Origin of the sequence: Nonomuraea sp. NPDC049646 (assembly GCF_044465525.1) — a bacterium.
Classification (GTDB): Bacteria; Actinomycetota; Actinomycetes; order Streptosporangiales; family Streptosporangiaceae; genus Nonomuraea.
The window spans coordinates 1-26,218 of record NZ_JBITLU010000003.1; the positions used below are offsets into that span (position 1 = coordinate 1).

The window sequence follows — 26,218 nt, forward strand, 5'->3', positions numbered from 1 at the left end:
TCCGGCGGATACGACTTCATCGCCACGTGGAACTCCTTGTCTCCGGATCTCCATCATCCGGTACTCAAGGTGTCCACACCTCGGGGGCAGGGCCCTCCATCACGAGGAGCTCGACGAACCGTACGACCACGCCGGCGCAGCCTTACCGGGACTGGAAGCCACAAACCAGAACCCCTTGAACGATCCGATCTTCGCTCGCCGGCGCATCGCCCAGCTGGTCGCCGAACTCGCCACGAAAGACCGCGAACTCCAGACAGAGCGGACACTCACCCGCTGCCTGACATCCATGGTGCGCAACTACGAGAAGGAGCTGGGGCGTCCGCTCGCCCCGCCGCCCCAAGTGCTGCACTCCATGACGGTCCGGTGCGGACGCATGCACGCCGTCGCCATCACCGCAGGCGCCCACGAGCTTGTCGTCGTCGCCCCGCCTGACGGATTCGACGACCCCGACGAGGCGTATCGCAACATCACCGCCCACTACCGGGGGGACGACAACTGATGGGCCGACACGAACTCAACGAGTACGAGGTGCGGGAGGTCAGCCCCGCCTATGCGCTCGCCGTCGCTCGCCGCGACCCGCCAGACGATCCCAACGGCAAGGTGATCGTCGATGTGGACGCGACGCTGCGTGGACAAGAGCGCGAAGACGCCATCGAGGTGGCCCTGGAGCCTTTCCGGCGCGGCTGGCGCGAACTGATCCCGCTGCTGCTGATCAGCATCGCGCACACGCCACGCCGCACAGTGGCCACCGCCGCCAGCATGAGCGCCGTGGCCGTACTCGGCATGGCCACCCTCACCGTCAGCAGCCCCATCCACGACCAGGTCCCGCCGTCGCACGCAATCGCCATCCCCCAGGCCGCGCCCGCCCTGACCGACCCTGCCGCCTCCCACCCGCCCACACCCACCCAGCCGAAGCCGGTAACCGGCTCCCCGGTGCCCGGCCCGTCGCCGGTCCTTGAACCGGCGGCTGAGGGGCCCACGCCGGCGTCAGACTCCGAACGGCAAGCTGCCGACGACTCCGGGGACGTCCCCGCCGTCGAGCATGGCACAGCGGCGCCGCACACCCCCACATCGGAGGGGCGCCCGCCCGCGGCGGACACATCGCCAACCGGCCCACCACGGCCTACCGCCTCCCCTACAGTGGAGGCGCCCCAACCAGCCCCCAAGTCGACGACCCCGCCCGCCGCGGCGAATCCCGACCCGACGCCTGCATCCGCGCCTGAGCCCAAGCCGACGAAGTCGAGTCCGGACGTCGGTGTGAAGGTCAAGGCGGGCGACAAGAACGTCGCCGACGTGGAAGTGGACGTGGACGACCTTGAAGCCAACGTTGGCGTCGGCGACCTGAATATCGACGTGGACCTCGACGACCTGAAGGTTGGCGTCGGCGACCTCAAAGTTGACCTGCTCGGCCGCGACTAAGGAGCACCCCCCATGGCACACCTCCGCCACATGGAAAACGGACGCTGGCAGGCCACCGTCCGCCTCCCCGACGGCCGCCGCCGCTCCGCCACCCACACCACGCGGCACGCGGCCAGCGAATGGGGCGACCACATGGAGATCGCCGCCAGCCACCTCGCCGACGCGGCCCCCGGCGCGACGTTCACATGGACGACCGAGGGGCTCGATATCCACATCCCCGACTCGATGATCACAATGGACATGGCAACGAAGTTGGAGCAGACCCTTCACCGCGTCCTCGGCCAGGACATCTGATGGCGTCCTACCGGCAGCTTCCGTCCGGCAAGTGGCAGGCCACCGTCTACAAGCCGGACGGCAAGCGCGTCACCAACACGAACCGGCTCAAGTCGGTGGTCAAGGCGTGGGCCACCGACCTCGAAGCCAAGTACGCGCGCGGCGAGCAGCGCGACCCGCGCGCCGGCGAAATCACCATCCGCGACTGGTACACCAAATGCCTGGAGATGAGCGGCGGCGAGCTGCCCACCTTGGACAAGCAGGGGTCGCTGTGGCGGACGCACTGCGAGCCGGCGTGGGGTGATTGGCCGCTCAACGCCGTCACCCGCGAGCAGGCGGTCGCCTGGGCCAAGAGCCTGCGGTCGAAACGGCGGGCCAACGTCAGCAGGAAGAGTGCCGGCCCGGCGCCGCTGCTGGCGCCGCGGACGATCCACGACATCGCGTTCGTGATGACCGCCCTGTACAAGATGGCGATGGAGGCGCGGCCACCGCTGATTGATCACAGCCCGTTCGAGAAGCTGCCGCTCCCGAAGATCGAACCGGGCGAGATCAAGTTTTATGAGCGTCGCCAGGCGTACGCGCTGTACGACGCGGTGGAGGCGCACTCTGGGTCGCTGGCCCGGCTGCTGGTCGAGCTCGGTATGGATGTCGGGTTGCGGCAGGGGGAGATTTTCGGGTTGCACGCCGACCAGGTGGATGTGATCCGCCAGCAGATCGCGGTCGTGCATGTGATGACCCGGCATGGGCTGCGGCCGTACCCGAAGTCGCGCATGTCGAATCGGGTGGTGCCGGTGCCGCCGACGGTGATGGAGCATCTGGCGCCGCTGGTGTCGGAGACGGCGTGGGCGGCCGAGTGCACCTGCCGGACCATCCTCCAGGACGGGACGGTCAAGGAGAGCTGTGGCCCGTGCCCGGGGTTGATGTTCCCTGCGCCGGAGGGCGGCCCGATCGACGATGGCAACTTCCGGGAGCGGGTTTGGTATGCGGGGGTGGCTCGGGCGCGGACGTGCGGGCACAGGGCTTCTCAGGACTCTCCGTGGCATGAGGAGCCGGGCTGCCGCCCGCGGTCGTGTGACGTGAAGGCGCACATGATCCCGAGGTGGTCGCCTCATGTGATGCGGCACACTGCTGCGTCATGGTTGGTGCAGGCGGGCGTGTCCCTTTACGAAGTACAGATGCTGCTTGGTCACGAAGACCCGCGCACTACGCAGCGTTACGCCCATCTGATGCCAGGGGCTCATGACGCGGTGCGCCGTGCGTGGGCCGCTCGTAACGATCACGCACGCACAACGCACGCCCTCCCCCAGAACGCAGAAATCCCCGGAAGATGATCTCTTCCGGGGGCTATCCTGTCTGGTGGGCGATACTGGGATCGAACCAGTGACCTCTTCGGTGTGAACGAAGCGCTCTCCCGCTGAGCTAATCGCCCGCCCTGTCGGCGCCTTGCGGTGCTGACGGGGAAAACCATACCGCACTCTCGGGGTGGTGGCGAAACGGAGCGGTCGCGGGGCGATCTTCGGGAGCTCCGGGCGCGAGGGATTCGAGCGAAAGGCGGCGGTTGCCCGTCGGCGTGGTGGGTCGGTGTCATACCATCGTCGTGTCCCGGAAGACACCGATCGCGATCTTTTCGGTAGAAACGTTCTTGGTCGAGCCCGTCGGGGCAGGCTCTACAACAGCAAAACCCTCGCAAATACGACCCGATTGATGCCGTTTAGCCAGGTAGATGCCTAAATGTCCAGCTGTGATGTGCGTTACAGAAGGCCCTTGAGGCGGAATCTTTCCTACAGGTTTCTTCGTTCCGCGTCATAGCTCAGGACGAAGTCCGTCAGAGCAGTGAAAGCCCCGAAGAGGGGACCTACGACGAAAAGGTTTGGCTGACGATGAACAGCACCACCGTCTCCGCCGAGCTTGGCCTTCGGCTAGTGGTCCCCGACCGTACTACCGTCCCCCTGCTCGCCGGACTGAGCTACACAGCCGACGATCCGTATGCCATCCGCATGGCCTTCCACGTAGGGAACGACGAGCCGGTCGAGTGGATCTTTGCTCGTGAACTGCTGACCGTAGGCATCGTGCGGCGGGTCGGCGACGGCGACGTGCAGGTGTGGCCCGCACGCGCCGATGGCGAGCGCACCCTGCACATCAGCCTCACCTCGCCGTTCGGGCAGGCGCTCTTCGAAGTGCCGCTGGCCCCCCTCACGGAGTTCCTCCACCGGACGTACGAGAAGGTGCCGGCGGGGCGCGAGACCGACTTCATGGACCTGGACGCCGAGCTCACCAACATGCTCTGGCCGTCCTGAACCAGCGCACCCGAGGCCCCGGCGTCCACCCCGACGCCGGGGCCTAGGCATGTGCGGCGTCAGGACGGGAGGGACGGGAGCGTGGTCGCGGCCTGGCGCATGCGTTCGATCTCGATGCTCTGGCCGGAGTAGACGTCCCTGGCCAGCAGGCGCATGCGGTAGTCGCGGCCGCCGGCCAGCTCCTCCCCCGCCATCTTCACCGCCCCCTGGTGGTGCCTGGTCATCAGGGTCAGGAAGAGCCGGTCGAACGCGGCCCCCTTGGCCCCGCGCAGGGCGTTCAGCTGCTGTTCGGTGGCCATGCCGTAGCCGGCCGCCGCGCCGTGGTCGTGGCCGTCGGGGGCCTGGCGGCCGAGTTCGGCGAGCCAGACGGTCATGGACCTGATCTCGGGGGTCTGGGCGGCGGTGATCGAGCGGGCGAGCGCACGGATGACCGGGGTGGTCGTACGGGCCTCGACCAGGGAGGTCATCTCCAGCGCCTGCCGGTGGTGCGGGATCATCGCCTCGGCGAAGCGCACGTCGGCGGCGAGGGTGGGGGCCGGGCTCGGGCCGACGCGTTCCCCGGGGGTCGCCGTCCGGGCGGGAGCTCCGGGGCTGGCGGGCACCAGGACGGGGGCGTCCGTCCCGACGGCCGGGATGTCCGGGACGGGCGGCTGAGAACAGGCCGAAAGCGCAAATGTCATCACAACTGTGATGGAGATCGTACGCGGCCACCAACGTGCTGGCATAACTTCCATAGTGAGCCACGAGAGTTAAAGGGGACGCGTGTTGATCTTCGCCAAGTTGCGCGGAGCGGTGCTGTGCGCGGCGTTGTTGCTGGCCTCGGCGTGCGCGGCGGAGCCGCCGTCGGCCGGTGATCCGGGGCCGGCCTCCGCGCAGGAGAGCGGCACGGCGTCGGGCACGGCGTCCGGCACGGCGTCAGGCACGGGCAAGGTGCTGACCAGCGCCAACGTCAAGCACGTGGCGAACGTCCCGCGCTCCGGCCCGTTCGCCGGGGACGACGACTTCAACACCGACCTGGCCTTCCAGGGCGATTACGCGTTCGTCGGGAACTTCGCCGGTTTCACGATCTACGACATCAGCGACCCGGCCAAGCCGAAGACGGTGAGCCAGGTGTCCTGCCCGGCGCAGCAGAACGACGTCAGCGTGCACGGCGACCTGCTGATCCTGTCGATCGACGAGCCGCGCGACGGCGAGGGCTGCGACTCCGGCGAGACCTCCCGCGCCTGGGAGGGCCTGCGCCTGTTCGACGTCAGCGACAAGAAGAGCCCCCGCTACGTCGGCGCGGTGCGCACGGACTGCGGCTCCCACACGCACACCATGGTGCCCGCGGACGACAAGCTCTACGTCTACGTCTCCTCCCCCGGCCCCGAGCCGGACTCGCAGACGTGCCCGGCGCCGCACCAGAACATCCAGATCGTGGAGATCCCGCTCGACGACCCCAGGTCCGCCAAGGTCGTGGCGCAGCCGAACATCTTCCCCCAGCAGCAGAACACCGAGATGTTCGCGGGCTGCCACGACATCACCGCCTACCCGGAGAAGAAGCTCGCCGCGGCGGCCTGCTTCGGCGACGGCGTGCTGCTCGACATCTCCGACCCGGTCAAGCCGCGGGTGATCCAGCAGATCCGCGACACCGAGAACTTCCAGATCTGGCACTCGGCGACGTTCAACAACGACGCGACGAAGGTCGTCTTCGGCGACGAGCTGGGCGGCGGCAGCCAGGCCACCTGCGACCCCGGCACGCCGCGCACCAAGGGCGCCGACGCGGTGTACGACCTGGTGAACGGCAAGCTGGAGCGCCGCGGCTACTTCAAGATCCCGCGGAACCAGGAGAAGGACGAGAACTGCGTGGCCCACAACGGCTCGCTGGTCCCGGTGAAGGGCCGGGACGTCATGGTGCAGTCGTGGTACCAGGGCGGGGTGTCGATCTGGGACTTCACCGACTCGGCCGCGCCGAAGGAGATCGGCTTCTTCGAGCGGCGCCGGTACCCGGAGGGCGGCATCGCCGGCTCGTGGTCGGCCTACTACTACAACGGCTACATCTACTCCAGCGACATGCGCGAGGGCCTGGACGTGCTGCGCATCGACGACCCGATCACGGATCCGGCCAAGCAGGTGAAGATGGCCGACTTCAACGTACAGACGCAGAAGTCGTACTGACGGATGAAGGGACAGGGCCCCGGAGGCGGGGCCCTGTCGAGGGCGGGTCAGGGGTTGAGGTCGGCGGCGGCGCGCTCGGCGAAGATCCGCATGGCCTTGGCGGTGATCGGGCCGGGCGCGGCGGGCAGCTCGGTCCGGTCGACCAGCCTGATCGGCTGGATGTCGCGGGTGGTGGAGGTGAGGAACGCCTCCTCGGCCTCGTACAGGGCCTGCAGCGGGACGTCGGTCTCCTCGCCGCCGCACCATTCGAGCACCAGCGCGCGGGTGACGCCGGCCAGGCAGCCGGAGGCGAGCGTGGGGGTGATCAGGCGGCCGTCGCGCACGATGAAGATGTTGGAGCCGGTGCCCTCGCACAGGTCGCCCGCGAGGTTGCCGAAGATCGCCTCCCCGGCGCCCTGGTTCTTGGCGTGCAGCAGGGCCTTGGCGTTGTCGCCGTAGGAGGTGCTCTTGACGCCGGACAGCGCGCCGCGCTCGTTGCGCGGCCAGGGGACGACGGCCACGTTGGCGGTCTCGGGGAACGGCTTCTGCTCGTCGATGATGACGATCGAGGTGGTGCCCTGGTTGCCCCGGTCGGAGCCGAGCGGGCCCGGACCGCTGGTGTAGGTGATGCGGATGCGGCCGAGCGACCAGGCGGGGGCGGCCGCCAGCAGCTTGCCGACGCCTTCGGCGATGGCCTCGACGTCGGGCTCGGGCAGGTCCATGCGCTGGGCCGAGAGGGTGAGCCGGTCGAGGTGCCGGGTGAGCGCGAACGACTCACCGTCGACGATCTTGATCGTCTCGAAGACGCCGTCGCCGACCATGAGCCCGTGGTCGAACACGGAGACGGTGGCCTGCGCGGGGTCGATCAGTTCCCCGTTGACCCAGACAGGGATGTTCATGCGTTTCCTCCTGAGGATGCCAGTGAGATGAGCCTGGACGCCTTCAGCTCGGTCTCGGACCATTCACGCGCGGGGTCGCTGCCCCACGTGATGCCCGCGCCGGTGCCGAAGCGGATCTCGCCTGCTGAGATCCAGAATGTTCTGATGCCCACGGCCAGCGCCGCCCTGCCCCGGTCGGCGTCGACCCAGCCCACGGCACCACAGTAGGGCCCCCGGGGGACCGGTTCGAGCTCATTGATGATGCGCAGAGCGGACGACTTGGGCGCGCCCGTGACAGACCCGGGCGGGAAAGTGGCGGCGAACAGCTCCGGCCAGCCCGCTCCGGGCGCGAGCCTGGCCCGCACGGTGGAGACGAGGTGGACGAGACCCGGATGCTCCTCGACCGCGCACAGGGAGGGCACCTCGACCGAGCCGACCGCCGCGACCCGGCCCAGGTCGTTGCGGACCAGGTCGACGATCATGACGTTCTCGGCGTAGTCCTTCTCCAGCAGGTCGGCGGCGGTGACGCCGGTGCCCTTGATGGGGCCGGACTCCACGACGTCGCCCTCGCGCGACAGGTAGAGCTCCGGCGAGGCCGACACCACGCTCAGGCCGGGCACGTCGACGACGGCGGCGTACGGGGCCGGGTTGCCCTCGGCCAGCCGCGCGGCCAGCGCCAGCGGGTCGGCGCCGGGCGGGACGGGAGCGGACAGGACGCGGCAGAGGTTGGCCTGGTAGACCTCGCCCCGCTCGATGCGGTCGCGGATCGCGCGCACGCCGCGCTCGTAGGCGGCCCGGTCGAGCGAGGTATGCCACTGGCCCGGATGTGGACCGTGCCAAGGGCTCCTGGGCGAGGGCAGCGCGGACGGGCGCACGCGGTCGAAGCGGGCGCAGGTCGCCTTGCCCTCGTAGTCGACGACGACGGCCCACCAGCCCTCGCCGTCGAGGGCGGCGAGGTCGGTCGTCACGTCGCGGAGTCCGGTGGCGAGCTGACCGTTTAAGTGGGCGAAACCGTCGTACACATCTCCCATTGTCCCAGCATTTCGACCAGTTCCAGCGCCGAGGGCAGGGGAACCTCGGGAAGGGCCGCGTACACCGTGCGGACGGGGGTGGTCTCGCGCAGCGGCTTGAGCACCAGGTTCGGCGGCACCGCCCGCGCGGCCAGCTCCGGCACCAGCGTCACGCCGAACCCGGCGGCGACGAACCCGAACTTGCCCGACCATTCGGCCACCCGCAGCCCGCCGCGCGGCGTGAACCCGGCGGCGGCGCACGCGGCCACCAGCGGCGTCGGCTGCCCGCGCGGCGCGGCCTCGATCCAGCTCTCCTCGGCCAGATCGCGCAGGTCCACGTCGGGCTCGGCGGCCAGCGGGTGTCCGGCGGGCAGCGCGACGAGCAGCCGGTCCTGGCAGAGCCGGACGAGCCGGGCGTCCTCGGCGGGCAGCCCGGCCGGGTAGTCGCTGATCACCGCCACGTCGAGCGCCCCGGCGTGCAGGCGTTCCATGAGCCGCGAGGTCAGCGCCTCGGTCATCCGCAGCTCGACGCCGGGATGGGCGGCCAGGAAGCGCTTCAGCGTGGACGGCATGAGGTCGACGTTGGCGGTGGCGAACGCGCCCACGCGCAGCGTGCCGCCGCGCCCGGCGTGGATGGCGGCCAGTTCCTCGCCGGCGCGGGCCAGCCGGTCGAGCACGGCGACGGCGTGCCGGTGCAGGGCCGTGCCGGCGGGGGTCAGGCGCACGCCGCGCGGCAGGCGTTCGAACAGGGGGCCGCCGCCGGACCGTTCCAGCGCGGCGATGCGCCGGGAGACCGCGGACTGGGTGTAGCCGAGCAGCTCGGCGGCGGCGGTGAAGGAACCGCTCCTGGCCACCTCGTCGAAGAGGCGGAGGGCTTGGAGGTCGAAGGCATTCGTCTCATGCATGGCTGCCATGCAATCTAGTCGGTGGTGGAATACCTCGCATCCCTGTTGACTGTTCCCGTGATTGCATTTCTCGGACAGGGACGCATGGGCGTCCCCATGGCTCGGCGACTCGTGGAGGCCGGGCACAAGGTGACGACGTGGCGGCGTGGGGCCGGTGTGACGGTCGCTGAGGCGGTGGACGGCGCCGAGCTGGTGATCAGCATGCTCAGCGATCCGGCGGCGGTGCGCGAGGTGCTGACGGCCGCGCTGCCCGGTCTGCGGCCCGGCGCGACGGTGGTGGAGATGTCCACGATCGGCCCGGAGGCGGTGCTCGAGCTGCGCGCGCTGCTGCCCGCGTCGGTGGCGCTGGTGGACGCGCCGGTGCTGGGCAGCGTGGGCCCGGCGGCCGACGGCTCGCTGGTGGTGCTGGCCGGTGGTGACGTGTCGGGCTGCCGCGAGGTGTTGTCGGTCTTCGGCGGCGTGCGCGAGACCGGGCCGCTGGGGTCCGGCGCGGCGATGAAGGTCGCCGTCATGAGCGCGATCGTGCCCGCGCAGGTGCTGGTCGCCGAGACGCTGGCGTACGGGGCGGCGCACGGCGTGGACCGGGACGCGCTGCTCGACGTGCTGGCCGGCACGCCGCTCGGCCAGGTCGCCGAACGGCTGCGCACGCCCGCCGCCGAGACCCGCTACTCGCTCGGCCTGGCCGCCAAGGACCTGGAGCTGGCGGCGTGGGAGGGCGCGTCGATGGCCACGGCCGCCCGGCGGCGCCTGCAGGAGGCGCGGGCGGCCGGGCTGGGCGAGCGCGATCTGACGGCGGTGGCCGGGCACGTCGGCGGCGGCCCCTACACCGGCACCGGCACCGGCACCGGCATCGACACCGCGCCCGCTGCCCCCGCCGCGCGGGCGGTGCCGCTGAACCTGTCGACGATCCCGGCCACGAACGGCGCGTACTCGCACGCCGTGCGGGTCGGCGACATGCTCTACGTCTCCGGCCAGGCCGCCTTCGACGAGCAGGGGCGGGTGGTCGCCCCCGGCTCGCTGAAGGACCAGGCCGAGCACATCTTCGCGGTCACCACGCGCATCCTGGCCGACCAGGGCGCGACCTGGCGGGACGTCGCCTTCATCCGCACGTACCTGACGGACATGGACGACATCGTCCAGCTCAGGGACGTGCGCAACCGGTACGTCACCGGCACTCCCCCGGCCAGCACGACCGTCGAGGTGTCGAAGCTGTTCCGGCCGGGGCTGGTGATGGAGATGGACCTGATCGTCGCCCTCCCCCGCTGAGCGGGACGGGCTAGTCGAGCGGCCCGGTGACCGACTCCGCCGCGGCCACGACGCCGCCCTCGGTCACCAGCCGCACGGCGGACTCGATCTCCGGCGCGAGGAAGCGGTCGGGACCCGGCGCGGGCACGTTCTCGCGCAGCGCCCTGACCACGGCCGCGGTCGCCGGCGCGGGCTCCAGGGGGGCGCGCAGGTCGAGCGCGCGGGCCGCGGTGAGCACCTCGACGGCCAGCACCCGCGTCAGCCCGTCGATCGACCTGCGCAGCTTGCGCGCCGCCGACCAGCCCATGGAGACGTGGTCCTCCTGCATGGCCGAGCTGGGGATGGAGTCGACGCTGGCGGGCACGGCCAGCCGCTTCAGCTCCGAGACGATCGCGGCCTGCGTGTACTGGGCGATCATGTGGCCGGAGTCGACGCCGGGGTCGTCGGCCAGGAAGGCGGGCAGGCCGTGGTTGCGGGCCACGTCGAGGAAGCGGTCGGTGCGGCGTTCGGACATCGAGGCCAGGTCGGCGGCCACGACGGCGAGGAAGTCGAGCACGTAGCCCACGGGCGCGCCGTGGAAGTTGCCGTTGGACTCCACCCGGCCGTCGTCGAGCACGGCCGGGTTGTCCACGGCGCTGGCCAGCTCCCAGCCGGCCACGGTGGCGGCGTGCGCGATCGTGTCACGGGCGGCGCCGGCGACCTGCGGGGCGCAGCGCAGCGAGTACGCGTCCTGGACGCGGGTGCACGCCTGCGGGTCGCGGTGGCTGGCCATGACGCCGGAGCCGGCCAGGACCTTGGTCATGTTGGCGGCGGACCTGGCCAGGCCGGGGTGCGGGCGCAGGGCCTGGAGCTCGGGCATGAAGACGCGGTCGGTGCCGAGCAGCGCCTCGACGCTCATCGCCGCGCTGATGTCGGCGGTCCTGACCAACTTGGTGAGGTCGGCGATGGCCAGGATGAGCATGCCGAGCATGCCGTCGGTGCCGTTGATCAGGGCCAGGCCCTCCTTGGCGGCCAGCTCGACCGGCTCGATGCCGGCCTGCTTGAGCGCCTCCCCGGCCGGCTGGAGCTCCCCGGCCGCGTCGCGCACGACGCCCTCGCCCATCAGCGTCAGCGCCACGTGGGCCAGCGGCGCGAGGTCGCCGGAGCAGCCGAGGCTGCCGTACTCGTGCACGACCGGCGTGATGCCGGCGGTGAGCAGCGCGGCCAGGGTCTTGGCGGTGCCCGGCCTGATGCCGGTGTGGCCGGTGGCCAGGGTGTGCAGGCGCAGCAGCATGAGCGCGCGCACCACTTCGGTCTCCACCTCGGGGCCGCTGCCCGCCGCGTGCGAGCGCACCAGCGAGCGCTGGAGCTGGGCGCGCAGCGCGGGGTCGATGTGCCGGGTGGCCAGGGCGCCGAACCCGGTGGAGACGCCGTAGGCGGGCACGGGGCTCTCGGCAAGTTCGTCCACCCGCTGGCGGGCGGCCGCCATGGCGGCCACCGCGTCGTCGGTGAGCTGCACGGCGGCGCCGTGGCGGGCCACCTTGATGACGTCGTCGAAGCTCAAAGGCTCGGGGCCGACGTTCACGACTCCGTTGTCGCGCATGATCGTCTCTCTCGCTTAGGTAACCGGCGTACCCGATGTTAGCTCCTTACTCGGGAAGATCGCCGCCAGCCCCTCCCTGCCCTCGTCGGTGAGGACCACCGCGCGCGGCACCGAGCCGCGCCGGTACCAGCCGCGTTCCAGCAGGACGTCGGTGATCGCGGCGCCCAGAGCTCCGCCGAGGTGCGACCGGCGTTCGGTCCAGTCGAGGCATTCCGGGGCGAAGCGCCGCCTGGTCCTGCGGGCGCCCTCGACGTCCACGCCCATGCTCGTCAGCAGCCGTTCGCCGTCGCGGGTGAGGTCCTGGCCGTCGTAGAAGCCGCCGTCCCTGAGCCGGTCGAGCAGGGCGACGCCGGCGCGTCCGGCCAGATGGTCGTAGCAGGTGCGGGCCTCCTCCAGCAGGCGCGCCTGCCGGGACTGCCGCAGGGAGCGCACCGGCGGGCGGGCGCTCACCCGGGCCAGGGTCTCCAGCACCTCGGCGATCTCGTGCCCGGCCAGCCGGTAGTAGCGGTGGCGGCCCTGCCGGACGACGTCGACCAGGCTTCCGTCGAGCAGCCGGGCCAGATGGGCGCTGGCGGTCGCGGCGCTCACCCCGGCGACCCTGGCCAGCTCGCCGGCGGCCAGGGCCCGGCCGCCGAGCAGCGCCGTCAGCATGGCGGCCCTGGTGGGGTCGGCGATGAGCGCGGCGACGGGCGCGATGTCGGCGTCGCGGGCGATGTGCTCCATGCCCACGACGCTAACGCACGGACATTTCGCCCGGGGACGAAGTGTCAGCCGCTCCCCAGGGCCTTCCTGATGATCTCGCGGGCCCGGTCCATCAGCGCGAGGGGCGTGCCGATCAGCACGTTCTTCGTCGCCGACTCCACCCCGGGACGCGGCCGCAGCGGCCCGACCGCCTCGGCCGCCCGCACCGCCGCCGCCATGGCCCGGCGTTCCACGACGGAGGTGCTGTGGCGGAGCTGGGCGAACTCGTAGCGCTCCTCGCTGCGGGCGTGCATGGTGACCGCCGTGCGCAGCTCGGCCAGCTTCTCCCAGAACGCCGGGTCGTCCACGCCCGCCCGGTCGATCTCGACGAGCAGCCGCTTGGCCCGGTTCTCCTCGGCCAGCCGGTCGGCCACCACGCCGGGGCCGCCGTCCACCTTCCTGCGCGCGTAGGGGTGGACGATCTCCTCCTCGGCGGTCTCGTGCACGGCCAGCAGGCGGATCAGCCGCTCGAACGCCTCCTCCACCCGCTCCGGCGGCGCCTGCTCCACCTCGTCGAACAGGTCCCTGATCTGGCCGTGCTGGGCCATCAGCACGTCGATGACATCGTGTTCAGCCACGTCCAGCGGCCTACCCGGGCACCGGACGGGCACGCGCCTCCTTACCGAACGCGGATCGTTCGGCGACGCAACGCGGAGGTTGCCCCACCAGGCCGCGGGTAGGCGCAGCGACATGGCCTTCGACCCACTTCAGGAGCGGGGCATCCCGCTGGACGAGCAGCTGCGCGACTGGCGGGAGCTCAACACATCGCCCATCGATCCCGACCACGCCGACCCGTACACCCGTTGCCGGATCATCACGATGAACGGCATCGAGACCGAGGCGGTCCTGTTCAGCCACCAGCTCGCCCGCCACTGCACCGACCTGGAGCTGAAGCGGCAGCTCGCCCGGGTGCGCCACATCGAGGCGCAGCAGCAGAAGGCGGTCAACTGGCTGCTGCCCGGCGTCGCGTCCGTGCTGGAGACCACCATCGCCTACGAGCAGGTCGCGGTGGACCTGACGGCGTGGGTGGCGCGCATGGAGCCGGACCCGTACCTGACGCAGGCGTACCAGTTCGGGGTGCTGGAGGACTTCGACCACCTCTACCGGTACGCCAACCTCTACGAGATGATCGAGCACCGCAAGGCCGAGAAGATCGTGGACGGGGTCACCGAGGTCATGCCGGGGCGGCCGACGTACCTGCACCACCGCGACCCGGTCGACAACGTGCGCGAGCCGTACGACCGGCACCGCACCGAGCCGCTGTCGAAACTGCACGCCCTGACCGTCATGGCGGCCGAGCAGCAGACCATGAACTTCTACATGAACGTCGGGCCGCTGGCCATGGAGCCGATCGCCCGGCAGCTCTACCAGGAGATCGCCATGGTGGAGGAGGAGCACGTCACCCACTACGAGTCGCTGGTCGACCCGGGCGAGAGCTGGTGGGAGATGCTGCTCAACCACGAGTACAACGAGTGCTACCTCTACCACTCGTTCATGGAGACCGAGTCCGACCCCAGGGTGAAGGCCGTCTGGGAGCTGCACCTGAACATGGAGATCGAGCACCTGCGGCTGGCCTGCGAGCTGTTCAAGCGGTTCGACGGGCGCGATCCCGACCAGGTGCTGGCTCCCGAGCTGCCGCCGCCGGTGACGTTCGAGCCGAACAAGGCGTACCTGCGGGAGCTGCTGGCCACCCAGATCGACTGCACCACGCTGGGCACCGGGTACGTCCAGGAGGCCCACGAGCGCTTCACGCGCATGCAGGAGGCGGTCATGGGCGGGGAGAAGCCGCCGTCGGAGCGGGTCATCGACGACAACCGGGCGGTGTCGGGCCGGGAGTACCGGCTGGAGACGGAGGGGCCGCATCCGGCGGGCATGCAACTGGGCCGCTGACCGCGGCACCCGCCGCGGTCCCGCCCCTGGCCCGGGGTTCCGCTCCGGGTTCCGCCCCGGATTCCGCTCCGGGTTCCGCTCCGGGTTCCGCTGCGGGTTCCGCTGCGGGGCGGTGGACGCGGCCGGGCCGCACCCGGGACGACCTGCGCGGAAGCGGTCCGGTTTGGGGACTCGGCGAGGATTCGCTAGAGTTCTCTCGTCGCCCGGCACGAGCGGGGCGCACGCGGAAGTGGCTCAGTGGTAGAGCATCACCTTGCCAAGGTGAGGGTCGCGGGTTCGAATCCCGTCTTCCGCTCGGAGCTTCCGGCTCGGTGGCGTGGCCGAGAGGCGAGGCAGCGGCCTGCAAAGCCGTCCACACGGGTTCAAATCCCGTCGCCACCTCTACGAAGGACGATTAGCTCAGCGGGAGAGCGCTTCCCTGACACGGAAGAGGTCACTGGTTCAATCCCAGTATCGTCCACCATCTCTCATCAGCCAGGTCGGCGGGGTCGCCGACCTGGCTGATGCTTTTTCGCGGCCCTTCCGGGCCTGGCGTCTGTAGCAAGCGTTTGGTTCGATCAGGGGCATGGACGTTCAGGAGATCGCCGACCGGCTGGAGATCACCGACCTGCTGGCCCGATACTCGCGGGCCGTCGACTCCGGCGAGTGGGACCTGCTCGACGAGGTGTTCAGCCCGGAGGCGGTCATCGACTACCGGTCCGCGGGCGGGATCAGGGGCGGGCCGGCGGAGGTCAAGAGCTGGCTGGCCGAGGTGCTGACGCACTGGCCCGGACGCCTGCACCTGATCGGGGCCGCGCGGATCGTCCTCACCGGGGACGAGGCGCGGGTCAGCGCCCCGTTCACCGACACCCTCGCCCCCACCCGCGACATGGCCGCGGCCGACACCAAGGGGTTCCTGCACGGCGGCGGCTGGTACCACCACCGCATGCTGCGCACTTCCGACGGCTGGCGCAGCCAGGAACTGGTGGAGGAGCAGTGCTGGCGCACAGCCCAGTAACCCCCCAGCCACCCGGGCCAGGCAGGCTACCCCGGCCGCTCCGACCGACCCGCATCCCGACCGGGCGGCTCCCCGACCGGGCCACCTCCCGACCGGCGGCCTCCTATCCGGGCGGCTCCTTGAACGGGCCGCATCCTGAACGGGCCGCATCCTGGCCGGGCCGCATCCTGGCCGGGCCGCTTCCCGGCCGGGCCGCTTCCCGGCCGGGCCGCTTCCCGGCCGGGCCGCTTCCCGGCCGGGCCGCTTCCCGGCCGGGCCGCTTCCCCGCTCAACGGCCCCCCGTCCGGGTGGCTTCACGCGTCCGGTTGGGTCAGTGGGGCTGGTCGGGGTGGGTTGTGGTGAAGGGGAGGAGGGTGCGGGCGGTCTGGTGGGGGTCCTCCAGGATGGGGGTGTGGCCGAGGCCGGGCAGGAGCGCGATCTCGGCCCCCGGCACGACGCGGTAACCGGACGCGGACGACGACCGCCACCGCCGGTCGTCCGCGCCGAAGATCACCAGCAGCGGCTTGCCCAGGGGCGCCAGCCGGTCAGGGAGCGGCCGCTCGCTCAGGTAGTCCCGGGTGCCCTGCATGGTCGCGGCGAGCGTGTGGAGGGTCATGCACCGGACCTCGTCCAGCAGCTCGTCCGGGGGCCGGTAGCCGGGACGGCTGAAGCCCGGGCTCGCGAACAGGCGGATCTGCTCGTCGGTCGGCGGCCACTGCGTGGGGGCGAAGGCGGCTGACGCCGGGGCGATGAAGGCGTCCAGGTCGGGGCCGGTGTTGATGAGGACGAGCGCCGTCACCAGGCCGGGACGCTGTTCGGCCAGGGCGGTGGCGACCGCGCCGCCGCTGGAGTGGCCCGCGACCACGGCCTGCCGCACGCCGAGCAGGTCCAGCGCCTCGCCCACCCGACGCGCCTGGTCGGGGGTGGTGTAGCCGCGGTCGTCCGGTTTGGCGGAGCGGCCGTGGCCGAGCAGGTCGATCCGGATGACGCGATGGGAGCCCGTGAGCAGGGGGACCATCTCGTCCCAGGAGCGGGCCGAGGACGCCGAGCCGTGGATGAGGAGGAGGGCGGGGGCGTCGCGGGGGCCGTCCTGGCAGACGTGGAGGTCGCCGTCGTCCAGGGTGAGGATCGTGCTCTCGGTGGTGTCGCCGTGGGAACTGGTCATGGGGCCACTGTGGCGGCCGTCCGGCGCCGGAGGATTGGACGAATGTTCCCGCGGGCCGCTAGACGTTCGCCGACATCGAGAACCACAGGTAGCCGACGGCGCCCAGGAGCAGGCACACCGATCCGATCGCCGCGCCCGCCGCGCCCGCGAAGATCCGTACGTCCCTGGGCCGCCGTGCCGTGAACGCGTACCCGAGGGCGAGCCCGGCGCCGGGGAGCACCGCGGCCGCGACGCCGCCTTGGGCCAGGAGCTCGGTGGACAGCCAGTCCAACTGCCAGATGCTCCAGGCCACCAGTCCGTAGCCCGTGAGGGCCGCCGCGCACAGCACGGTCAGGCCGAGGGCGCCATATTTGCGAGTGCCGGGATCGAGTCGGGACGTCACGAGGTGATGATCGCACAGGCTCCGCCGCCCTCCCCCTTCGCGGGAGAGAACGAACGAAGGGCGCTCCCGCGGGCCCACACGCTAGGGGGCGGGCAGGGGGCAGTGGGTGGCGTCCGTGGCGTAGGACAGGAGGAGGTCGCGGGCCGTGTCCGTGTCGAACGGCCGCACCGCGTCCACCAGGTGCAGCCCCAGCCCGTCCTCCAGCGCCACCAGGTTCCTGGCGATCGTCATGGCGTCCCGGGTCAGCGTGAAGACGCCGGTCGCCGAGCCCGCCTCCAGGATCGCGGCATACAGCGCCACCTGCCGCTCGTACAGCCTGATGTGCTGGGCCGCGTACGCCGGGTCGCGCCGGGCGTGCGCCCCCAGCTCGTACAGCAGCACGCACAGCTCGTCGCCCGGACCGGCGGGCAGGCCGCTGCCGATGGTGATGGCCAGGCGCCGGCGCAGGTCGGGCTCGCGGGCGGCGGCGGCCTCGCGGGCCGCGCAGAACCGGTCGACCGCCTCGCGCTGCACCTCCTGCAGCAGCCCGGCCATGCTCGGGAAGTAGTACAGCACCGACCCCGCCGACATGCCGGCGACCTCGGCGACGTCGCGCAGCCGCAGGTCGAGGATGCCGCGTTCGAGCACCGCCCGGCGGGCGGCGGAGACGAGTTCGGCCCGCTTCTCCCGGGCCCGGCTGGGTCGCGCCATGGCCGCGATTCTTCATAGGCGCTTCAAAAAACGCAAGCCATCCTTGACGAGCGCCCCAGATAGTTCTTTGATACTCGCTCAAGGAACCCCCCAAGGAGGCGTCGTGGCAACAACGGCCGCCCATCCACACCTGCACCGGGGACTCAAGCTCCTCGGCACCCTCCTCCTCACCCTGTCCGCCATCACCCCCGCGTCCTCGGTCTTCATCATCGCCCCCGGCGTGATCTCCCAGGCCGGCAGCGGCGCGATCCTCAGCTACCTGGCCGGCGCCGTCGTGGGCGTGTTCATGGCCTTCGTCTACGCCGAGCTGGGCTCGGCGTTCCCGCTCACCGGCGGCGAGTACGCCATCACCGCCCGGACGCTCGGCCGGCTGCCCGGCTTCGTGGTGCTCGGGCTGATCCTCATCACGCAGCTGCTCATCATCGCCGTCATCGCGCTGGGCGTGGGCGCGTACCTGTCGGTGGTGTTCCCGGGGCTGGACGGGCCGCTGGTGGCGGCCGTGACGTGCCTGCTCACCACCGTCGTGGCGGTCTTCGACATCAAGCTGAACGCCTGGGTGACCGGTGTGTTCCTGGCCATCGAGATGATCGCGCTGGTGGTCGTGGCGGCGCTCGGCCTGTTCGATCCGCAGCGCTCGCCGGTCGAGCTGATCACCCATCCGGTGGTCGCCGGGGACGGCGGCGCGCTGGTGCCCGCCTCGTTGGGGCTGATCGGCGCGGCGACCGCGGTGGCGATCTTCTCCTACAACGGGTACGGCTCGGCGGTCTACTTCGGCGAGGAGGTGCACGACGCGCCCAGGAGCATCGCGCGGACCGTGCTGTGGGCGCTGGGCGTCACCGTGGCGGCCGAGCTGGTGCCGGTGACGGCGGTGCTGGTGGGCGCGCCGTCGCTGGAGGGCCTGTTCGGCGCGGAGAACATGATGCAGTACTTCGTCACCGCCCGCGCCGGGTCCGTGGCCAACACGGTGATCTCCCTGGCCGTCGCGCTGGCCATCCTCAACGCCGTGCTGGCCATCATCCTCATCACCTCGCGCATGTTGTTCAGCACCGGACGGGACCGCGCCTGGCCCGCGCCGGTGAGCCGCCTGCTGTCGTCGATCCACGCCCGGTACGGCTCGCCGTGGGTGGCCACGGTGCTGACCGGCGTGGTCAGCGCGGCCTGCTGCTTCATCGACGAGCGCTTCCTGCTGGTGGTGACCGGCACCTCGATCGTGGCCGTGTACGCGGCGCTGTGCCTGGGCGCGATCGCCGGGCGGCGCAACGGCACGACCGGCCACGCGGCGTACCGGATGCCGTGGTTCCCGCTCGCGCCGGTGCTGGCGCTGGCCGCGCTGGCGTACGTGATCTACCTCAACGCGCTGGACCCGGCGATCGGCCGGCCGAGCCTGTACGTCACCGCCGGGATCGCGGTGGTGTCGGCGGCGTACTATCTGGGGGTGCTGCGGCGGCGCGGCGGGTGGGATCTGGCTGAACCATGAGAGTGATCATCTTCGGGGCGACCGGCATGGTCGGGCGCGGCGTGCTCAGGGAGTGCCTGCTCGACGAGCGCGTGACCGCCGTGCTCACGGTCGGCCGGTCGCCCACGGGGACGGTCCATCCCAAGCTGCGCGAGCTGATCCACGCCGACCTGTCGGACCTGTCGGCCGTCGAGGGCGAGCTGTCCGGCTACGACGCGTGCTTCTTCTGCCTCGGCGTGTCCTCGGCGGGCATGAGCGAGCGGGAGTACCGGCACGTCACCTACGACTGCACGCTGGCGGCCGGCACCACGCTGGCCCGGCTCAGCCCGTCCTCGACCTTCGTCTACGTCTCCGGCGCCGGCACCGACGAGCACGGCCGCGCGATGTGGGCCAGGGTGAAGGGCGCGACGGAGAACGCGCTGCTCGCGCTGCCGTTCCACGCCTACATGTTCCGCCCCGGCTACATCCAGCCGATGCACGGCGTAACCTCGCGCACCCGCTGGTACCGGCTGGCCTACGTGGTGGCCGCGCCGCTCTACCCGCTGCTGCGGCGGCTGTTCCCGGCGCAGGTGACGACGACCGAGCGCATCGGCCAGGCGATGATCACCGTGGCCGAGCGCGGCGCGCCCGAGCGGATCCTCGGCCCGGCGGCGATCAACGCCCTGTGACGGCGGCCCGCGGCACCGGCCGCCCGGCCCCCGGCATCAGCGGCACGGCCAGCAGCGAGGCGAGCGCGGCCAGCCCCCACACCGCCTCCCACGAGGCGAGGCCGAGCACCACCGGGACGAGCAGCGGGGTCAGGAAGCCCGAGGCGAAGCAGGCGGTGCCCTCCAGGCCGAGCGCTGTACCCGCCCTGGCCGCGCCCGCCATGGCGGCGATCTCGGTGTAGGCGATGCCGTGCCAGGAGTTGGCCAGCAGGCCGCCGATCGCCAGGGCGGCGACGGTGAGCGGGGTGGGCGCCGAGGTGAACACCGCGGCGGCGGCCATCACGACCCCGGACAGCGTCCCGATGGCGCGGATCCAGGTGCGCCGCCCGCCGCGGCGGTCGGTGCGCCGGCCGGTCCAGATGCGCGCCGCGCCGCCGCCGAGCTGGGCGAGGAGCACGGTGAGGGCGGCCAGGCCGGCGCCGGCCCCCTTGACGTCGTGCAGGAAGATCGCGGTGAAGGACAGCACGGCGAACTGCGGCACGGTGAGCAGCCCGCTGGCCAGCGCCACCCGCCACACGTCCCAGCGGCGCAGCGGGGAGGGGCCGGGCTCCGGGGCGGCGGCCGGAGCGGCGGCCGGAGCGGGCTCGTGCAGCCAGCGCCAGGTGGCCGCCGCCGCCAGCAGGCAGAACACCGCCGGTACGGCGTAGACGGCGCGGAACCCGCACCGCTCGGCGAGCCAGGGCAGCAGGGCGACCCCGACCGCGCCGCCGACGGGGATGGCCGTCTGGCGGACGCTCATGGCCAGCCCGCGCTCGCCGTCGGCGAACCAGGTCATGACGGCCCGCCCGGAGGCGCCGTTCACGCTGCCGCCCAGCGCTCCGGCGGCCAGCAGGCACGCCGCCAGCAGGGCCGCCCCGGCGTGCTCGGCCGGCGTGACGGCGGCGGCCATCACCGCCAGCAGCGCGCCCGTGGCGGTCAGCCCGGCGAGCAGCACGCGGCGGTCGCCCCACCGGTCGGTGAGCATGCCCCACGCGATGTCGGAGGCGGCCACGCCCAGCCCCAGGCAGGACAGGACCAGGCCGAGCGAGCCCAGCGACAGGTGGTAGCCCGAGCGCATGGAGACCGCGGTCAGCGGGATGCCGGAGAACATGGCCGAGAAGCTGGCCTGGGCGCCGACGCCCACGGACAGCACGACCCACCGGTGCCGCGCGCCGAACCGGCGCGTCCCGCCGCGGACGGTGACAAGTGTCGCCATTGATGCCCCCAAGTAACCGGATTCAGTGGTTAGCAACCCTGGCAGCGCCGGAAGTAACTTGTCAACGCGGTTACTATGGGAGCCGTGGACTTCACCTTCGTCAGCGGCAACCTCGGCCTCGACCTCGCCGGCACCATCGGCCACCGCCGGGGCGCGCGCATCGACCTGCTGACCTCCCCCGCCGACCTGGCCCGCTGGACGGTCGCCGCCGGGCTCCTCGACGAGCCGCCCGAGACCGGCGACGACGACCTGGCACGGGCGACGGCGCTTCGCGAGGCGATCTACCGGCTGGCCACGTCCGCCCGCGAGGGCGCCCCGTACGACCGGGCCGACCGCGACCTGCTCAACGAGACCGCCCGGCGCCCGCCCGCCGGCGTCGCGCTCGAAGAGCGCGGCCTGCGGCGCGGCGGCGGCCTGCCCGGCGCGCTGTCCACGACGGCGCGCGCGGCGATCGAGCTGCTCGGCGGCCCGCAGGCGGAGCTGGTCCGCGAGTGCGAGGCCGACCCCTGCACCCGCCTGTACGTCGATCTCTCCCACCGCCGCACCCGCCGCTGGTGCGACATGCGCGGCTGCGGCAACCGCGCCAAGGCGGCGGCCTTCCGCGCCCGCGCGGGCGCCTGACCGGGATGATGGAATAACGGCGGAGACCGGGACGCTACGGTACCTGTCAAAGATTCAACAGTCATGGATGGTGACTAAAGTGCAGTTCGGAATCTTCAGCGTGGGCGACGTGACCACCGACCCCACCACCGGCAGGACCCCGACCGAGCACGAGCGGATCAAGGCGATGGTGGCGATCGCGCTCAAGGCCGAGGAGGTCGGCCTCGACGTGTTCGCGACGGGCGAGCACCACAACCCGCCGTTCGTGCCGTCCTCGCCGACCACCATGCTCGGCTACATCGCGGCCAGGACCGAGCGGCTGATCCTGTCCACCGCCACGACGTTGATCACGACCAACGACCCGGTCAAGATCGCCGAGGACTTCGCCATGCTCCAGCATCTGGCCGACGGCCGGGTGGACCTCATGCTGGGCCGTGGCAACACCGGGCCGGTCTACCCGTGGTTCGGGCAGGACATCCGCCAGGGCATCCCGCTGGCCGTGGAGAACTACGCGCTGCTGCACCAGCTCTGGCGCGAGGACGTCGTCGACTGGGAGGGCCGCTTCCGCACCCCGTTGCAGGGGTTCACCAGCACGCCGCGCCCGCTCGACGGGGTGCCGCCGTTCGTGTGGCACGGCTCGATCCGCAGCCCGGAGATCGCCGAGCAGGCCGCCTACTACGGTGACGGCTTCTTCGCCAACAACATCTTCTGGCCCAAGGAGCACTTCATCCGCCTGATCAACCTCTACCGCCGCCGCTACGCCCACTACGGGCACGGCACGCCCGAGCAGGCGATCGTCGGCCTGGGTGGCCAGGTGTTCATGCGCAAGAACTCCCAGGACGCGGTCCGCGAGTTCCGCCCCTACTTCGACAACGCCCCCGTGTACGGCCACGGGCCGTCGCTGGAGGAGTTCACCGCCGAGACCCCGCTCACCGTGGGCAGCCCGCAGCAGGTCATCGACCGGACGCTGGAGTTCCGCGAGTTCTTCGGCGACTACCAGCGCCAGCTGTTCCTCATGGACCACGCCGGCCTGCCGCTGAAGACCGTGCTGGAGCAGCTCGACCTCCTGGGCGAGGAGGTCGTGCCGGTGCTGCGCAAGGAGATGGCCAAGGACCGCCCGGCCGGCGTCCCGGACGCGCCGTCGCACGCCGCGCTGCTCCAGGCCCGTACGTCCCAGGCCGTCGAGGTCTGACCCCTCCAGGGAAGGAGATCCCCCCATGAAGCTCGTCGTCGTCACGGCCGGCCTGACCCAGCCGTCCTCCACCCGCCTGCTCGCCGACCGGCTGGCCGAGGCCACCCGGCGGCGGCTGGACGGCGCGGCCGAGGTGCGCGTGGTCGAGCTGCGCGACCTGGCCGTGGACATCGCCAACAACCTGGTGACCGGCTTCCCCGGCACCCGGCTGCGCGAGGTGGTCGAGGCCGTGACGGAGGCCGACGGGCTCATCGCGGTCACGCCGACCTTCAGCGGCTCCTACAGCGGGCTGTTCAAGTCGTTCTTCGACGTCCTGGACAACACGGCCCTGGCGGGCACGCCCGTGCTGATCGCCGCCACGGGCGGCACCGCCCGCCACTCGCTCGTGCTGGAGCACGCGCTGCGCCCGCTGTTCGCCTACCTGCGGGCCGTCGTCGTGCCGACCGCCGTCTACGCCGCCTCGGAGGACTGGGGCGGCGGCGGCGACTCCTTCACCGACGGGCTCGGCGAGCGCATCGACCGGGCCGCCGGCGAGCTGGCCGGCCTGCTGGCGGGCCGCGCTCCCCGCCCCGCCGCGGCCGGGAAAGAAGGCGGGGCCGAGGCGGACGAGGAAGTCGTCCCGTTCGCGGAGCAGCTCGCGGCTTTGCGCCCACTGCGCTAGTTTGCAGCGGTGCTGACCGCTATGTGCCTCTCACTGTCCCTTGCCGTGACCTGCGTTTCCCCCGCGGACCTCAACAATCCACACAAGAAGGACATCGCCATGCAGTTGGTGTCCAGCGCGGAGAACTCCTCGCTGGACTGGAAGGCCCAGTACGGCTACATCGAGGACATCAAGGACGAGCGCGGCTACACCGCGGGCATCATCGGCTTCTGCTCCGGCACCGGCGACATGCTGGAGCTGGTCGAGCTCTACACCAGGCGCAAGCCCGCGAACGTGCTGGCCAAGTACCTGCCCGCGCTGCGCAAGGTCAACGGCACCGACAGCCACAAGGGCCTCGGCAGGCCGTTCGTCAAGGACTGGAAGAAGGCCGCGGCCGACCCCGTCTTCCGGCGGGCCCAGGACCACGAGCGCGACCGCGTCTACTTCGACCCGGCCGTCCGCCGGGCCAAGAAGGACGGCCTGCGCGCGCTGGGCCAGTTCGCCTACTACGACGCCATGGTCATGCACGGCCCCGGCTCCGACAAGCTGAGCTTCGGCGGCATCAGGAAGGCCGCGCTGGCCAAGGCCGCCTCCCCCGCCCGCGGCGGCGACGAGGTGGCCTACCTCAACGCGTTCCTCGACGCCAGGAAGGCGGCGATGAAGGCCGAGGACGCCCACGACGACACCACCCGGGTCGACACCATGCAGCGCGTCTTCCTCAGGAAGGGCAACCTCGACCTGAAGCCGCCGCTGACCTGGAAGGTGTACGGCGACAAGTACACGATCAAGCACTGATCCGGCGATCAGGGTAGGTTGGCGCACAAGCCGAACAAACGGGGTTAATCATGTCCAACGGTGCCCGTCATGGTCTGGGAGTGGTCGCGGGGCTGCTCCTTCCTCCGCTGATCGCCGCCTGCCTCATGTACGGCATCGGCGAGCTCGGCCTGACCATGGCCACGCGGTTCACGATCTCCTGGATCGGGCTGGCCGTGATCGCGGCGGCCGGGGCCGGCCTGGCGTTCCTGGCCGGCTCGCGCCTGTCGCCGATCGCCTCGCTGCTCGGCGGCCTGGCCTACACCGCGCTCGGCCTGGTGCCCGCGGTGGAGCTGGGCGCCGGCTTCCGCGTCATCCCCGCTGGGCTGGTCACCGGCAGCCTGGGGGCGGGCCTGCAGACCACCGTCTACACGGGGGTCATGCTGTTCCTCGGCGTCGCGCTGCTGGTCGTGTCGGCCTTCCCGTCGCGGTGGCGGTCCCCGGCGCGGCCGTCGGCCTACACCTCCGACTACGGCGCGTCGGGCTCGCCATACCTGCCGCAGGGCATGCCGCACGACGTCACCAGGCCGATGCACCGCGAGTGAGCCCGGCCGAGCCTGGCAGAATGCGGCCATGCGCGACTCGAAGATCGTCGACTTCCTGGCCGAGCTGGCCGACAAGGTGCCCGCCCCAGGCGGCGGGGCCACCGCCGCCCTGCACGCCGCCCAGTCCGCGGCGCTGCTCGGCATGGTGGCCCGCTACACCACCGGCGAGCGGTACGCCGCACACGCCGGGACCGTCACCGCGGTGATCGAGGAGACCGACGCCCTCCGCACGCGGGCGCTGCGGCTGGCCGAGGAGGACGCGACGGCCTTCACCGCGGTCTCCGACGCCTACCGCCTGCCCAAGGGCGAGGAGCGCAGCGTCTCCATCGCCCGCGCCCTGGCCGGCGCGGCCGAGCCCCCTGCCCTGGTGGTGGCGGCCGCCACGCGCCTGGTCGAGCTGTGCGAGCTGCTGCTGCCGATCGGCAACCGCAACGTCGTCACCGACGTCGCCGCCGCGGCCGAGGCCGCCCGCGCCGCGCTCACCACCGCCCGGGTGAACGTCGAGGTCAACCTGCGGGGCATCAAGGACGAGCAGGCCCGCGAGGAGCTGACGGCCCGCCTGGCGGGCGTCGAGGCGGCCGTCGCCACGGCCGACCGGATCACCGCCGAAGTACGCGAGGAGATCGCCCGATGAGGACGCTGACCGGCCGCGACCTGGCCACCGCGATCAAGGCCCAGACGCAGGCCGAGGCCGCCGCCGGGCCGCAGCCCAGGCTGGCCGTCGTGGTGGCCACGGCCGACGAGGCCAGCCTGTGGTACGTCCGCTCGATCGCCAAGGCCGCCGCGGGCGTCGGCGTCGCCTGCGACATCGTCGACCTCGGCCCCGGCGCCGACCCCGGCCGGATCCACGAGACGCTGGCCGGGCTCAGCGCCGACGACGCCGTCCACGGGGTCATGCTCCAGACGCCGCTGCCCGCCGGGGCCTCGGCGCAGGAGCTGGCCGCCGCCATCGACCCGCGCAAGGACGTCGACGGCGCGAACCCGCTCTCGCTCGGCCGCCTGGCCGCCGGGCTGCCCGCGTTCCCGCCGGCCACCGCGGCGGCCGTCATGGCCCTGCTCGACCACTACGAGGTGCCACTCGAAGGGCGGCGGGCGGTGGTCGTCGGCCGCTCGACCGTGGTCGGCAAGCCGCTGGCCCATCTGCTGCTCGACCGGCACGCCACGGTCACCGTCTGCCATTCGCGCACCCGCGACCTGGCCGCCGTCACCGCCGGGGCCGAGGTGCTCGTGGCCGCCGTCGGCCGGGCCGGGCTGATCGGCGCCGCGCACGTCGCGCCGGGCGCGGTGGTGATCGACGTGGGCACCAACCCGACCGACGACGGCGGGCTCACCGGCGACGTCGACTTCGCGGCGGTCTCGGCGGTGGCCGGCGCGCTGACCCCGGTGCCCGGCGGCGTCGGCCCGGTGACGACCGCGCTGCTGCTGCGCCACACCGCCCGCGCGGCGAACCTGCCCTGAGCCCCGACATCCGAGAGTGGAGA

The 26,218-nt window shown here is 71.9% G+C and carries 29 protein-coding genes and 4 tRNA genes; 21 read left to right on the forward strand and 12 right to left on the reverse strand.

What is annotated here, in order from left to right:
• Positions 1–175: 175 nt before the first annotated feature.
• The 4 genes from ACIBQ8_RS08955 to ACIBQ8_RS08970 are packed head-to-tail and all read left to right on the forward strand — an operon-like array spanning position 176 to position 3,023.
• A complete protein-coding gene (locus ACIBQ8_RS08955; protein WP_397191639.1) occupies positions 176–499 on the forward strand; it encodes a hypothetical protein in 324 nt (107 codons plus the stop codon).
• Positions 499–1,419: a hypothetical protein gene (locus tag ACIBQ8_RS08960; RefSeq protein ID WP_397191640.1), complete on the forward strand. Its 921-nt coding sequence runs from the start codon at positions 499–501 to the stop codon at positions 1,417–1,419. Before ACIBQ8_RS08955 ends, ACIBQ8_RS08960 begins: the two co-directional genes overlap by 1 nt.
• Before the next feature lie 12 nt (positions 1,420–1,431).
• Positions 1,432–1,713, forward strand: a complete 282-nt coding sequence (locus ACIBQ8_RS08965) for a hypothetical protein (RefSeq protein WP_397191641.1) — start codon at positions 1,432–1,434, stop codon at positions 1,711–1,713.
• The gene (locus ACIBQ8_RS08970; RefSeq protein WP_397191642.1) at positions 1,713–3,023 is read left to right on the forward strand and encodes a tyrosine-type recombinase/integrase; all 1,311 of its coding nucleotides are present in this window, start codon (positions 1,713–1,715) and stop codon (positions 3,021–3,023) included. The genes ACIBQ8_RS08965 and ACIBQ8_RS08970 overlap by 1 nt, the downstream gene beginning before the upstream one ends.
• A 23-nt stretch (positions 3,024–3,046) precedes the next feature.
• Here the strand turns inward: ACIBQ8_RS08970 and ACIBQ8_RS08975 are convergent.
• Positions 3,047–3,121: transfer RNA gene (locus ACIBQ8_RS08975), tRNA-Val, on the reverse strand.
• A gap of 451 nt (positions 3,122–3,572) precedes the next feature.
• Between ACIBQ8_RS08975 and ACIBQ8_RS08980 the strand changes: the two genes are divergently transcribed.
• The gene (locus ACIBQ8_RS08980; RefSeq protein ID WP_020547189.1) at positions 3,573–3,989 is read left to right on the forward strand and encodes an SsgA family sporulation/cell division regulator; all 417 of its coding nucleotides are present in this window, start codon (positions 3,573–3,575) and stop codon (positions 3,987–3,989) included.
• Between the two features lie 59 nt (positions 3,990–4,048).
• On the opposite strand, the gene ACIBQ8_RS08985 is transcribed toward ACIBQ8_RS08980, so the two are convergent.
• Entirely contained in the window at positions 4,049–4,669 is a 621-nt protein-coding gene (locus ACIBQ8_RS08985; protein WP_397191643.1) for a DUF305 domain-containing protein, read from the reverse strand.
• 82 nt (positions 4,670–4,751) lie between these two features.
• Here ACIBQ8_RS08985 and ACIBQ8_RS08990 point away from each other — a divergent pair, with 82 nt between their 5' ends.
• Entirely contained in the window at positions 4,752–6,146 is a 1,395-nt protein-coding gene (locus ACIBQ8_RS08990; RefSeq protein ID WP_397191644.1) for an LVIVD repeat-containing protein, read from the forward strand.
• Between the two features lie 47 nt (positions 6,147–6,193).
• On the opposite strand, the gene ACIBQ8_RS08995 is transcribed toward ACIBQ8_RS08990, so the two are convergent.
• Genes ACIBQ8_RS08995 through ACIBQ8_RS09005 form a run of 3 tightly spaced genes read right to left on the reverse strand, consistent with a single transcriptional unit; the run spans position 6,194 to position 8,918 of the window.
• A complete protein-coding gene (locus tag ACIBQ8_RS08995) occupies positions 6,194–7,024 on the reverse strand; it encodes an aminotransferase class IV (RefSeq protein WP_397175237.1) in 831 nt (276 codons plus the stop codon).
• Complete coding sequence (locus ACIBQ8_RS09000) at positions 7,021–7,971, reverse strand: chorismate-binding protein (RefSeq protein ID WP_397191645.1); 951 nt, start codon at positions 7,969–7,971, stop codon at positions 7,021–7,023. The genes ACIBQ8_RS08995 and ACIBQ8_RS09000 overlap by 4 nt, the downstream gene beginning before the upstream one ends.
• Positions 7,972–8,000: 29 nt before the next feature.
• Positions 8,001–8,918, reverse strand: a complete 918-nt coding sequence (locus ACIBQ8_RS09005; protein WP_397175233.1) for a LysR family transcriptional regulator — start codon at positions 8,916–8,918, stop codon at positions 8,001–8,003.
• Positions 8,919–8,975: 57 nt separating this feature from the next.
• Here ACIBQ8_RS09005 and ACIBQ8_RS09010 point away from each other — a divergent pair, with 57 nt between their 5' ends.
• Positions 8,976–10,184: a Rid family hydrolase gene (locus ACIBQ8_RS09010; RefSeq protein WP_397191646.1), complete on the forward strand. Its 1,209-nt coding sequence runs from the start codon at positions 8,976–8,978 to the stop codon at positions 10,182–10,184.
• Between the two features lie 10 nt (positions 10,185–10,194).
• Here the strand turns inward: ACIBQ8_RS09010 and hutH are convergent, their stop codons facing one another.
• Genes hutH through ACIBQ8_RS09025 form a run of 3 tightly spaced genes read right to left on the reverse strand, consistent with a single transcriptional unit; the run spans position 10,195 to position 13,064 of the window.
• Positions 10,195–11,745 carry a histidine ammonia-lyase gene (gene hutH / locus ACIBQ8_RS09015; protein ID WP_397175229.1) on the reverse strand — a complete coding sequence of 517 codons (1,551 nt, stop codon included), beginning with the start codon at positions 11,743–11,745 and terminating at the stop codon, positions 10,195–10,197.
• 15 nt (positions 11,746–11,760) lie between these two features.
• A complete protein-coding gene (locus tag ACIBQ8_RS09020) occupies positions 11,761–12,468 on the reverse strand; it encodes an ArsR/SmtB family transcription factor (protein ID WP_397175227.1) in 708 nt (235 codons plus the stop codon).
• Between the two features lie 44 nt (positions 12,469–12,512).
• Entirely contained in the window at positions 12,513–13,064 is a 552-nt protein-coding gene (locus tag ACIBQ8_RS09025; protein WP_387664948.1) for a hemerythrin domain-containing protein, read from the reverse strand.
• Positions 13,065–13,176: 112 nt separating this feature from the next.
• Here ACIBQ8_RS09025 and ACIBQ8_RS09030 point away from each other — a divergent pair, with 112 nt between their 5' ends.
• The 5 genes from ACIBQ8_RS09030 (at position 13,177) to ACIBQ8_RS09050 (ending at position 15,373) form a co-directional block, all read left to right on the forward strand.
• Positions 13,177–14,376, forward strand: coding sequence for a hypothetical protein (locus ACIBQ8_RS09030; RefSeq protein ID WP_397175225.1), 1,200 nt, complete (start codon positions 13,177–13,179; stop codon positions 14,374–14,376).
• Between the two features lie 223 nt (positions 14,377–14,599).
• Positions 14,600–14,671: transfer RNA gene (locus tag ACIBQ8_RS09035), tRNA-Gly, on the forward strand.
• A 15-nt stretch (positions 14,672–14,686) separates the two neighbouring features.
• Positions 14,687–14,757, forward strand: a tRNA-Cys gene (locus tag ACIBQ8_RS09040).
• 7 nt (positions 14,758–14,764) lie between these two features.
• Positions 14,765–14,839 (forward strand) — tRNA-Val (locus ACIBQ8_RS09045).
• Between the two features lie 102 nt (positions 14,840–14,941).
• Positions 14,942–15,373: a nuclear transport factor 2 family protein gene (locus ACIBQ8_RS09050; RefSeq protein WP_397191647.1), complete on the forward strand. Its 432-nt coding sequence runs from the start codon at positions 14,942–14,944 to the stop codon at positions 15,371–15,373.
• Between the two features lie 310 nt (positions 15,374–15,683).
• Here ACIBQ8_RS09050 and ACIBQ8_RS09055 read toward each other — a convergent pair whose 3' ends face one another.
• The 3 genes from ACIBQ8_RS09055 to ACIBQ8_RS09065 form a co-directional block, all read right to left on the reverse strand.
• The gene (locus ACIBQ8_RS09055) at positions 15,684–16,517 is read right to left on the reverse strand and encodes an alpha/beta fold hydrolase (protein ID WP_397191648.1); all 834 of its coding nucleotides are present in this window, start codon (positions 16,515–16,517) and stop codon (positions 15,684–15,686) included.
• Positions 16,518–16,575: 58 nt separating this feature from the next.
• Positions 16,576–16,899: a hypothetical protein gene (locus ACIBQ8_RS09060; protein ID WP_397191649.1), complete on the reverse strand. Its 324-nt coding sequence runs from the start codon at positions 16,897–16,899 to the stop codon at positions 16,576–16,578.
• A gap of 81 nt (positions 16,900–16,980) precedes the next feature.
• Positions 16,981–17,589, reverse strand: coding sequence for a TetR/AcrR family transcriptional regulator (locus ACIBQ8_RS09065; protein WP_397175220.1), 609 nt, complete (start codon positions 17,587–17,589; stop codon positions 16,981–16,983).
• Between the two features lie 103 nt (positions 17,590–17,692).
• Between ACIBQ8_RS09065 and ACIBQ8_RS09070 the strand changes: the two genes are divergently transcribed.
• Positions 17,693–19,066: an APC family permease gene (locus ACIBQ8_RS09070; RefSeq protein ID WP_397175218.1), complete on the forward strand. Its 1,374-nt coding sequence runs from the start codon at positions 17,693–17,695 to the stop codon at positions 19,064–19,066.
• A complete protein-coding gene (locus ACIBQ8_RS09075; protein ID WP_397175216.1) occupies positions 19,063–19,713 on the forward strand; it encodes an NAD(P)H-binding protein in 651 nt (216 codons plus the stop codon). The genes ACIBQ8_RS09070 and ACIBQ8_RS09075 overlap by 4 nt, the downstream gene beginning before the upstream one ends.
• Here the strand turns inward: ACIBQ8_RS09075 and ACIBQ8_RS09080 are convergent.
• Positions 19,700–20,947, reverse strand: coding sequence for an MFS transporter (locus ACIBQ8_RS09080; RefSeq protein WP_397191650.1), 1,248 nt, complete (start codon positions 20,945–20,947; stop codon positions 19,700–19,702). The two genes, ACIBQ8_RS09075 and ACIBQ8_RS09080, sit on opposite strands and share 14 nt — an antisense overlap.
• Positions 20,948–21,031: 84 nt before the next feature.
• On the opposite strand from ACIBQ8_RS09080, the gene ACIBQ8_RS09085 reads away from it, so the two are divergent.
• The 7 genes from ACIBQ8_RS09085 (at position 21,032) to ACIBQ8_RS09115 (ending at position 26,195) form a co-directional block, all read left to right on the forward strand.
• Positions 21,032–21,568 (forward strand): CGNR zinc finger domain-containing protein, encoded by a 537-nt coding sequence (locus ACIBQ8_RS09085; RefSeq protein ID WP_397191651.1) that lies wholly within the window; start codon positions 21,032–21,034, stop codon positions 21,566–21,568.
• A gap of 79 nt (positions 21,569–21,647) precedes the next feature.
• The gene (locus ACIBQ8_RS09090; protein WP_397175211.1) at positions 21,648–22,739 is read left to right on the forward strand and encodes an LLM class flavin-dependent oxidoreductase; all 1,092 of its coding nucleotides are present in this window, start codon (positions 21,648–21,650) and stop codon (positions 22,737–22,739) included.
• A gap of 25 nt (positions 22,740–22,764) precedes the next feature.
• Positions 22,765–23,400 carry an FMN reductase gene (locus tag ACIBQ8_RS09095; protein ID WP_397191652.1) on the forward strand — a complete coding sequence of 212 codons (636 nt, stop codon included), beginning with the start codon at positions 22,765–22,767 and terminating at the stop codon, positions 23,398–23,400.
• A 99-nt stretch (positions 23,401–23,499) separates the two neighbouring features.
• Positions 23,500–24,174 (forward strand): chitosanase, encoded by a 675-nt coding sequence (locus ACIBQ8_RS09100; RefSeq protein WP_397175208.1) that lies wholly within the window; start codon positions 23,500–23,502, stop codon positions 24,172–24,174.
• Positions 24,175–24,224: 50 nt separating this feature from the next.
• Positions 24,225–24,737, forward strand: a complete 513-nt coding sequence (locus ACIBQ8_RS09105; protein ID WP_397175206.1) for a hypothetical protein — start codon at positions 24,225–24,227, stop codon at positions 24,735–24,737.
• 28 nt (positions 24,738–24,765) lie between these two features.
• The gene (locus tag ACIBQ8_RS09110) at positions 24,766–25,371 is read left to right on the forward strand and encodes a cyclodeaminase/cyclohydrolase family protein (RefSeq protein WP_397175204.1); all 606 of its coding nucleotides are present in this window, start codon (positions 24,766–24,768) and stop codon (positions 25,369–25,371) included.
• The gene (locus ACIBQ8_RS09115) at positions 25,368–26,195 is read left to right on the forward strand and encodes a bifunctional 5,10-methylenetetrahydrofolate dehydrogenase/5,10-methenyltetrahydrofolate cyclohydrolase (protein ID WP_397175202.1); all 828 of its coding nucleotides are present in this window, start codon (positions 25,368–25,370) and stop codon (positions 26,193–26,195) included. The genes ACIBQ8_RS09110 and ACIBQ8_RS09115 overlap by 4 nt, the downstream gene beginning before the upstream one ends.
• Positions 26,196–26,218 lie beyond the last annotated feature (23 nt).